This window comes from Mesorhizobium sp. M7A.F.Ca.US.006.01.1.1 (genome assembly GCF_003997935.1).
In the GTDB taxonomy this organism is placed as follows: domain Bacteria; phylum Pseudomonadota; class Alphaproteobacteria; order Rhizobiales; family Rhizobiaceae; genus Mesorhizobium.
On sequence record NZ_RZQL01000276.1, the window covers coordinates 1 to 8,508 of the forward strand.

The following is an 8,508-nucleotide window of genomic DNA, read 5'->3' on the forward strand; positions in this document are numbered from 1 at the left end:
GCGTCGACACCGATCCTTTCCGATCAGACAAGAAGTAGGACTTCGGCTTCCCGGGCCCGGTCTTCCTCTGTGTCGGCCGCGTCGCCATCGAAAAGAACCTGAGCGCTTTCCTCGACCTCGACCTGCCGGGCAGCAAGGTGATCGTCGGCGAAGGCCCCGAGCTTGCCAGGCTGAAGGCGAAATACACGCAAGCGCATTTCCTCGGCCATCGCCCTAACGACGAACTGGCCGAGATCTATGCCTCGGCCGACGTCTTCGTCTTCCCGAGCCGCACCGACACGTTCGGCAACGTCATCATCGAGGCACTGGCCAGCGGCACGCCGGTTGCCGCCTATCCGGTGACCGGGCCGATCGACATTGTCGGCGATGGTTTTGGCGGCGCGGTCTCCAACGATCTGCGCGAGGCCTCACTCGCCGCGCTCAACGTCGACCGTGCCGAAGCCCGCGAACGCGCCATGCGCTACAGCTGGAAGGCCTGCGCGGAAATGTTCCTCGACACGGTCGAGGAAGCACTGGGCACACCGCGAAAGCTCGCGGCCTGATCGTGCTTCTCGTTATCCAAGGGCGAAGCCGACGCACCGCCACGGATGACAAAGCGTGGCGACGCATGATCAACCGTAGTCTGCCACGGCACCTTGTTTCAAAGAGATGGCTTGGGGTCATAGCTTGTATTGTGCGGCTTCGGAGCCATGACCAAGTCAAATCGACAATGCAGTCCAGGGCCGCATAGTCATCCATACTTGAGACGCGCCGCCATCTCGCCCTTCCAAAGACATGGAAAATCCCTGGCAACTGTCGGCGACTCAAAATTTACCATTTCTACCTACATTGCGGCATGTTCGAAGCAGCAGCCTCCAACAAAATCAACAGTTACACGAGCCATTTCATCAGGCCCGAAGGTACCTTGCTGATAGTTCTGCTGGCGGTGGCTTTCTTGCCCGTACTGCTCGTCGACATACCGGCCATGGCGGACTATCCAAATCATCTCGCAAGAATGTCGATCTTGATGCGCGCCGGTACGCCCGAGGCCCATCCCTACTATGAAGCCGCGTGGGCGCCCTACCCTAATCTAGCCATGGATCTCGTCGTCCCGTTCGCTGGACGCTTGATCGGGATCGAGCTGGCATCAAAGCTTTTCTATCTAGTCTCGCAAATGCTGGTCGTCAGCGGGGCAATGGCCGTCGGAGCGGCCGCACAGGGGCGCGTGATCCTCAGCGGCTTCGTCGCTTCGCTCTTCCTCTACGCCATGCCTTTCGCTTTCGGATTCGTGAATTTCGAATTTGGGTTCGGGATCGTTCTTTGGTCCATCGCGGTTTGGATTTGGCTTGCGGAAAGGCCTTTACCGCTGCGCCTTGCGATCCACGCCGTCGTCGTCGTGGTTCTGTATATCTCTCACTTATTTGCCCTCGGCCTGTATGGCATTGTGGTGGGGCTGTACGAACTCTCCCGCTGGCCAGACCATATCGAGAATTGGAAACGCACGATCTTGCTGGTTGCCGGAATGGCTGCTCCGGTCGTCGCAGTCGGCGCCCTGGCGCTCGCCTACGGCGGCAAAGTGGGTGGCGAAGGAACCGAATGGGTCCTGTCGGCGAAATTGTTGGCGCTGGTTCAAGTCAACGGCTTCAGCCGATACACTTCCTCAGCCGTGACCGTGGTGCTGATCATTCTCAGTTACCTTGCGGTGAAGCACAGGATAGTGGCGGTCTCTCGCGTCGGCTGCTGGATAGGCTTTGGGCTCTTGTGTCTGTTCATTGTCATGCCGTTTCGCGTTGCAGACACGGCCTTTGTCGACGGGCGCGTTCTTCTGGCGCTTATTCTGATCCTGCCAGCCTTCATCACGATCAAGCGTCCGCAAGGCTCGCGTGGAACACTTCTCGTCGCGCTGGCGTTTGGCGCCGGGCTTGCGAACAGTGGCATCACGATCTGGGCGCAGTTGTCGTGCCGCAGCGAATATCGTGCCCTTTTGACCGCGTTCGACGCCATTCCAATGGGCTCGCGAATCCTTACCGGCCAGAATGGCCTTCCAGACGACCCGCCAACGAATCTGCTCCTTTATCCAATGTACAATGCTGCCGCGTTGGCCGTAGTCACACGCAATGCACTGATGCCAACGCTGTTCACCTATCCGGGAAAACAGCCGGTGAGGCCCCGGCCGGAAGTAGCAAACCTGACCATACCGCAAGGCGGGCCCATCCCGATGTCTGAACTGGAGGCCTACGCCGCCGGTGCTTCCCCACCGGTCGAGGCGGCGTATGCAGCGCATTGGACCCGTGACTTTGACTATCTGCTGGTAATCGCGCCGGAGAGCAGCCCGCCACGACACGGCAATCTTGAATTAATCGCCGAAGGCAAGCAGTTCAAGTTTTACAGAATAAGGAAATTGGTCGACGCGAACAGGAAAACCGGATGATGTCCACGCGCGACACTCCTGTCACGTCATCGGCATGCAATCCATGCTGAAGCATCTGCCGAAAGGATTATCAATCCATCCCAGTTCGCCTGGGATTCTGATCCCCAGTTCGAACCCTAAAACAACCGCCCGCCATCCGGCACCTTACGCTCGATCGCGCCGAGCACCACGGCGCCTTCTTCGTCGGGAAAGCCGAGCGTGAGCACTTCCGACATGAACGGACCGATCTGGCGCGGTGGGAAGTTGACCACCGCGAACACCTGCCGGCCGATCAGCGTCTCCGGTGTATAGTATTTGGTGATCTGCGCCGACGATTTCTTGATGCCGATGCCGGCGCCGAAATCGATCTTCAGCTTGAATGCGGGCTTGCGCGCCTCCGGAAACGGTTCGGCCTCGACGATCGTGCCGGCGCGGATGTCGACACGATCGAAATCGGCAAAACTGATCTCGGGCTTGCGCTCGCTGTTCGAACTCATCTTGGTCTTGTCTGCCTTACGGGGACTCAGGCGTTGCCGTAGGTCTCGAACAGCACGCCGGCCAGGGCGTCCTTGGCCGAAGTTCCCGACCAGACGACGAACTGGAACGCCTGGAAGTAGCATTCGCAAGCTTCCAGCGCCGACGACAGCAACACTTCGACCTGCTGGCTCGACGGCTCGACCCCGCCGGCCAGCAGCAGCGACTGGCGGAACATGATCGCGCCCTCCTGCTCCCAGAGGTCGAAATGACCGAACAGCATCTGCTCGTTGATCAGCGACAAAAGCCGCATCACTTCCAGCGCGCGGGTCTCCGGCACCTTGATGTCGAAGGCGCAGGCCAGGTGCAGCGCCTCGAAATCCTCCATCCACGAAAAGGAGACGTGATAGTCGGTCCAGCTTCCGGCAACCGAGATCGAAATCTCGTCGTCGCCGGCCCGCTCAAAGGACCAGTCGTTGTTGTGGGCCACCTGCTCGATAACATCCACCGGATGGATTTCGCGGGAGAATTCGAGTTCGAGAAGTTCCATGGAATGCTTCCTGTCGTTCTGTACGAGCGCCGCCACACGCTCCGCGGGAGGGCACACACAACGAACAATCTTGTCTAGAACTCGGACGGCCAGGACTTTCTTTGCGCAAAAGACTACTTCTCGACGCAAAGACCCCAGACCGGACCCCACCGCCCGGTCGCATGACCCTGCTCCGAATCATGCAACAAATTCAGTCTATTGATCGAGAGTCGCGTGAACAGCCCAATTCTTCGCACTGCGTCATTCGCATGTGGAAAGCCGCTGTCACAAAGATTCATGCAATGCCGTTAAGCGATTCACGGCAAAGCGCTTTTCAGGATCGGGCTATGTGGAAAAGTTTAACGATTATTTTTTTGTGCGCGGCTTGGCAGCCGTCGCTGGTGTGGCGTCACCGGCCAGTTCGGCAAGCCTCGCCTCGAGCGCCTCGATGCGGGCGGCAAGGCGGGTGTTTTCTTCCCGCGCCTTGGCGGCCATCTCGCGCGCCGCTTCGAACTCTTCGCGCTGCACCACGTCCATGGTGTTGAGAATGCGCTCGGCCTGCCCCTTGAAGGCGGTCTCCACCTCACGGCGCACGCCTTGGGCGGCGCCGGCGGCATCGGTCATCAGCTTGGCGAATTCATCGAGAATGCGGTTCGGTCCGGTCGACATGGCAAATCCTCGCTTGCTCGAAATGAGGTAATGGCGCCGCGCGTCGAATGCAAGCTTGTTGCACCTTGCTGCGGCATCAAGTCGAGAGCGCCCACCTTGCCTTGACCCTGCCAAAACCCTGCCGCATGGTCCGCGCCCAAATGCGATCGCAACCGAGAGTTCCCCGTTGAACGAATATTTCCTGCTGCCGCTGGCCTCCCTGCCCTTCCCCAACATCAACCCGATCCTCATCCAGATCGGGCCGCTGGCGGTGCACTGGTATGGCGTCGGCTACATCGTCGGCATCCTGTTTGCCTGGTGGTACGCCAAGCGGCTCGCCGCCAATGCCAGGCTGTGGCCGAACGGCATCCTGCCGATGAAGCCGGAGGATCTCGACGACTTCATCGTCTGGGCGGCCATCGGCGTCGTGCTCGGCGGCCGCACCGGCTATGTGCTGTTCTACGACCTGCCGCGCTACATCGCGCACCCGCTCGACATCTTCGCCGTCTGGCAGGGCGGCATGTCGTTCCATGGCGGCCTGCTCGGCGTCATCCTCGCCATGACGCTGTTTTCCATAAAACGCGGCATTCGCACCTGGTCGCTGTTCGATGTCGTCGCCGCCGGCGTGCCGGTTGGGCTGGGCCTGGTGCGCGTCTGCAATTTCATCAATGCCGAACTTTGGGGCGGGCCGACCGACATGCCCTGGGGGGTAGTCTTCTGCAACGATCGCCTCCAGCAGGCGCTAGGGCAGTGTCCGGCCGGCCTCGACCCCCGCCATCCGAGCCAGCTCTACGAGGCCCTGCTCGAAGGCCTGGTGCTGTTCCTCGTGCTGCGCATCCTCACCCATTCGCGCCTCAAGCTGAAGACGCCGCGCTTCGTCGGCGGCGCCTTCATCTGCGGCTACGGCCTGTCGCGCATCTTCGTCGAGTTCTTCCGCGAACCCGACCAGCAGCTTGGCTATCTCCTCGGCACCAACTGGTTGACCATGGGCATGATCCTGTCGTCGCCGATGGTGCTGGCCGGCATCTGGGCGATGGCGACCGCCAAGCCGGTGACGCAGCCGCAGCCGGCATGACACGGCTGAAGACCCGCATCGTCGACCTGATCGAGGCCCTGGGGCCGCTTCCCGTCAACGAGTACATGGCGCTCTGCCTGTTCGACCCGGCGGACGGCTACTACACGACGCGCGAGCCTTTTGGCGCGGGCGGCGACTTCATCACCGCGCCGGAGATCAGCCAGATGTTCGGCGAACTTGTCGCCGTGTGGCTTTATCAAGCCTGGCTGGCGAGCGGCCGGCCGCGGTCGGCCACCATCGCCGAGATCGGACCCGGCCGCGGCACGCTGATGAAGGACATGCTGCGCACGCTGTCACGGCTCGATCCTGACCTGGCCAACGGCGCCACCTTCGCCATGATCGAGACCAGCCCGCGCCTGACCGGGGTGCAAAAAAAGACGCTTGGCGTCACACCCTTCGCGGTTGGCTGGCATGAAACCATCCAGACCCTGCCGCAACAATCGCTGTTCATCGTCGGCAACGAACTGTTCGACGCCGTGCCCATCCGCCAGTTCATCCGCGCCGGCGCCGGCTGGCGCGAGCGTATGGTCGGCCTCGACGAGACCAACGACCTTTGCTTCTTCGCCGGCGCCGGCTCGGTCGACCCGACGCTGCTGCCCGCCGATGCCGCTGACGCGCCGCAAGGTGCGATCGCCGAAGTGGCGCCTGCCCGCACCGCGCTCATGGCAACAATCGCCGAGCGTATATCCAGGCATGGCGGCGCCGGCCTGTTTCTCGACTACGGCCATCTCCAGTCGGGTGTCGGGGACACGCTGCAGGCCTTGCGCAGCCACGATCACGAAGATGTGCTGGCCAATCCCGGTGAGGCCGACCTCACCTCCCATGTCGATTTCGCCGCCCTTGCCGCGATCGTGCGTGCACATGGCCTCGAAGCCCATCTGACGACACAGGGCAACTTCCTGCTCGGCATGGGCATCCTCGAGCGCGCCGGCCGGCTTGGCGCCGATGCCGGCCAGGCGGCGCGCGAAAGGATCGCCGGCGACGTCGAGCGCCTCGCAGGGCCGCAAGCCATGGGCGAGCTGTTCAAGGTGCTTGCGGTACTGCCTCGCGGCGTGGCGGTTCGGCCCTTCACCGAGGCGGATTGACTTTTTACCGCCGCCCCTCCCAATCTCCCGTCCGCGCTTTGCAGCGCCTGTTCTCGACCAAGCACCTTCTTCTTGACGAAACCGCCCACACGGACAACAACGCCCGCATGCTGAATCAGACCAAACCGGATCCCGTTCGGTCGCCGCTGCTGGACAAGGCGCAGGCACAAGGCATCCGCCACGGTTATTTCACCCGCATCGGCGGTGTTTCCAGCGGCATCTACCAGGGCCTTAACATCGGCACCGGATCGAATGACGACCAGGCGCTGGTCGCAGAGAACCGCGGCCGCGTCGCCGCCTGGATGGGCGTGCCGACGAGCCATCTGTTGACCGCCTGGCAGGTCCATTCGCCCGACGTCATCATCGTCAGCGAACCCTTTGCCGGCGAGCGGCCCAAGGCAGACGCCATCGTCACCGACCGGCCGGGCATCGCCATCGGCGCCTCGACCGCCGATTGCGGTCCGGTGCTGTTCGCTGATGCGCAGGCACGTATCATCGGCGCCACGCATGCCGGCTGGAAAGGCGCGTTCACCGGCGTGCTCGAAAACACCATCCTGGCGATGGAAAGCCTCGGCGCCCGGCGCCAAAACATCGTCGCCGTGCTAGGCCCCTCCATCGGCCCGCAAAACTACGAGGTCGGCCCGGAATTCGTCGCCCGCTTTGTCGAAGCCGACGCCGAAAACATCCTCTATTTCGCGCCGTCCGCCAATGCCGGCCATGCGATGTTCGACCTCAACCGCTACACGGTTGACCGGCTGGCCAAGACCGGCGTGACGGCTGAGGGCCTCGACCGCTGCACTTACGCCGAGGAAGGCCTGTTCTACTCCTACCGGCGCACCACGCATCGCAAGGAGCCCGATTACGGCCGGCAGGTTTCGGCAATTGTCTTGGAGAGGGAATAATGGCGCTGCATTTTGAACGATCTGAATTTGACGCGCGGCGCGACCGGCTGATCATCGAGATGGCCGAAAAGAAGCTCGACGCCATCCTGCTGTTCGCGCAGGAAAGCATGTATTGGCTGACCGGCTACGACACGTTCGGCTTCTGCTTCTTCCAGTGCCTGGTGGTGAAGGCCGACGGTTCGATGGTGCTTCTGACCCGCTCGGCCGACCTGCGCCAGGCGCGCCAGACCTCGATTATCGACAACATCGTCTTGTGGACCGACCGCAACGGCGCCAATCCGGCAGTCGACCTGCGCAATCTGCTCAACGAACTCGACCTGCTCGGTGCCCGCATCGGCGTCGAATACGACACCCACGGCCTGACCGCTTTCAACGGCCGCCGCCTGGACGAGCAGTTGCAGACCTTCGGCCAGATCGCCGATGCGTCCGGTATTGTCGGCCGGCTGCGCCTGTTCAAGAGTCCGGCCGAGATCGCCAAGGCCGAGAAGGCCGCCAATCTCTCCGACGATGCGCTCGACGCGGCGCTGCCACTGATCAAGCAGGGCGGCGACGAAGCCCTGATCCTGGCCGCCATGCAGGGCGCGATCTTCGCCGGCGGCGGCGACTATCCGGCCAACGAGTTCATCATCGGCTCCGGCGTCGATGCGCTGCTGTGCCGCTACAAGGCCGGCCGCCGCAAGCTCACCAAGAACGACCAGTTGACGCTCGAATGGGCCGGCGTCTTCAACCATTACCATGCGCCGATGATGCGCACGGTGCTGACCGGCAAGGTGTCGAAGCGCCATCAGGAACTGTTCGACGCCGCCCGCGCGGCACTCCTGGCTGTCGAGAAGGCGATGATGCCGGGCAACAGCTTTGGCGACGTCTTCGATGCGCATGCCCGCACCATGGAGGCGCACGGCCTCACCAAGCACCGGCTGAACGCCTGCGGCTATTCGGTCGGCGCCCGCTTCACCCCGTCCTGGATGGACATGCCGATGTTCTACCAGGGCAATCCCGAACCGATCGCGCCCAACATGACGCTGTTCGCCCATATGATCATCATGGACTCCGACACCGAGACGGCGATGACGCTTGGCCGCACCTACCTGACCACCGAATCCCAGCCCAAGCCGCTGTCCCGCCATGATCTCGACTTGATCGTAAAGTGAATCCACAATGGGAGGCGTTCTTCGCCAAGGAGTTAGAAGGCAAATGAGACGATCGCATGTGACGACCGTGTCATTGCTTGTGGCATTGGCTCTTGCCGCCTGCACCAACGCAAAGGACGTGCTCGAACCGTCGGCGATCACCCCGCCGGCGTCGTCGACCCAGACGCTGCCCGCAACGTCAGGCAACACGGCAGCAACGGTTCCGGCCGGGCCCGCCACCAGCACGGCGGGCGCTCCCGCAATCACCGCCGCACC

The 8,508-nt window shown here is 62.3% G+C and carries 8 protein-coding genes and 2 pseudogenes; 7 read left to right on the top strand and 3 right to left on the bottom strand.

Features of this window, described 5'->3' with window-relative positions; translation table 11 throughout:
- Both EN943_RS31735 and EN943_RS31740 read left to right on the top strand, forming a co-directional pair.
- Positions 1-542: pseudogene (locus EN943_RS31735) on the top strand (glycosyltransferase); the annotation flags it as partial.
- A 293-nt stretch (positions 543-835) separates the two neighbouring features.
- Positions 836-2,410: a hypothetical protein gene (locus EN943_RS31740; RefSeq protein WP_127415971.1), complete on the top strand. Its 1,575-nt coding sequence runs from the start codon at positions 836-838 to the stop codon at positions 2,408-2,410.
- 116 nt (positions 2,411-2,526) lie between these two features.
- Here EN943_RS31740 and EN943_RS31745 read toward each other — a convergent pair whose 3' ends face one another.
- From EN943_RS31745 to EN943_RS31755, 3 genes are all read right to left on the bottom strand, one after another.
- Positions 2,527-2,886 carry a tRNA-binding protein gene (locus EN943_RS31745; RefSeq protein ID WP_127261686.1) on the bottom strand — a complete coding sequence of 120 codons (360 nt, stop codon included), beginning with the start codon at positions 2,884-2,886 and terminating at the stop codon, positions 2,527-2,529.
- A 26-nt stretch (positions 2,887-2,912) separates the two neighbouring features.
- Positions 2,913-3,413: a YbjN domain-containing protein gene (locus tag EN943_RS31750; RefSeq protein WP_013893499.1), complete on the bottom strand. Its 501-nt coding sequence runs from the start codon at positions 3,411-3,413 to the stop codon at positions 2,913-2,915.
- Between the two features lie 345 nt (positions 3,414-3,758).
- On the bottom strand, positions 3,759-4,061 hold the full coding sequence (locus EN943_RS31755; RefSeq protein ID WP_127415972.1) for an accessory factor UbiK family protein: 303 nt from the start codon (positions 4,059-4,061) through the stop codon (positions 3,759-3,761).
- A gap of 166 nt (positions 4,062-4,227) precedes the next feature.
- Here EN943_RS31755 and lgt point away from each other — a divergent pair, with 166 nt between their 5' ends.
- From lgt to EN943_RS31780, 5 genes and pseudogenes are all read left to right on the top strand, one after another.
- Positions 4,228-5,115, top strand: a complete 888-nt coding sequence (gene lgt, locus EN943_RS31760) for a prolipoprotein diacylglyceryl transferase (protein ID WP_127415973.1) — start codon at positions 4,228-4,230, stop codon at positions 5,113-5,115.
- Positions 5,112-6,200 carry a class I SAM-dependent methyltransferase gene (locus tag EN943_RS31765; RefSeq protein WP_127415974.1) on the top strand — a complete coding sequence of 363 codons (1,089 nt, stop codon included), beginning with the start codon at positions 5,112-5,114 and terminating at the stop codon, positions 6,198-6,200. Before lgt ends, EN943_RS31765 begins: the two co-directional genes overlap by 4 nt.
- A gap of 107 nt (positions 6,201-6,307) precedes the next feature.
- Positions 6,308-7,102 carry a peptidoglycan editing factor PgeF gene (gene pgeF / locus EN943_RS31770; RefSeq protein WP_127415975.1) on the top strand — a complete coding sequence of 265 codons (795 nt, stop codon included), beginning with the start codon at positions 6,308-6,310 and terminating at the stop codon, positions 7,100-7,102.
- Complete coding sequence (locus EN943_RS31775) at positions 7,102-8,253, top strand: Xaa-Pro peptidase family protein (RefSeq protein ID WP_027039386.1); 1,152 nt, start codon at positions 7,102-7,104, stop codon at positions 8,251-8,253. Before pgeF ends, EN943_RS31775 begins: the two co-directional genes overlap by 1 nt.
- Before the next feature lie 43 nt (positions 8,254-8,296).
- A pseudogene (locus EN943_RS31780) lies at positions 8,297-8,508 on the top strand (hypothetical protein); the annotation flags it as partial.

Coding starts and splice junctions, on each gene's coding strand:
- EN943_RS31750 (WP_013893499.1), bottom strand. CDS start 3,413: ATGGAACTTCTCGAACTCGAATTCTCCCGCGAAATCCATCCGGTGGAT.
- EN943_RS31765 (WP_127415974.1), top strand. CDS start 5,112: ATGACACGGCTGAAGACCCGCATCGTCGACCTGATCGAGGCCCTGGGG.
- EN943_RS31740 (WP_127415971.1), top strand. CDS start 836: ATGTTCGAAGCAGCAGCCTCCAACAAAATCAACAGTTACACGAGCCAT.
- pgeF (WP_127415975.1), top strand. CDS start 6,308: ATGCTGAATCAGACCAAACCGGATCCCGTTCGGTCGCCGCTGCTGGAC.
- EN943_RS31775 (WP_027039386.1), top strand. CDS start 7,102: ATGGCGCTGCATTTTGAACGATCTGAATTTGACGCGCGGCGCGACCGG.
- EN943_RS31745 (WP_127261686.1), bottom strand. CDS start 2,886: ATGAGTTCGAACAGCGAGCGCAAGCCCGAGATCAGTTTTGCCGATTTC.
- EN943_RS31755 (WP_127415972.1), bottom strand. CDS start 4,061: ATGTCGACCGGACCGAACCGCATTCTCGATGAATTCGCCAAGCTGATG.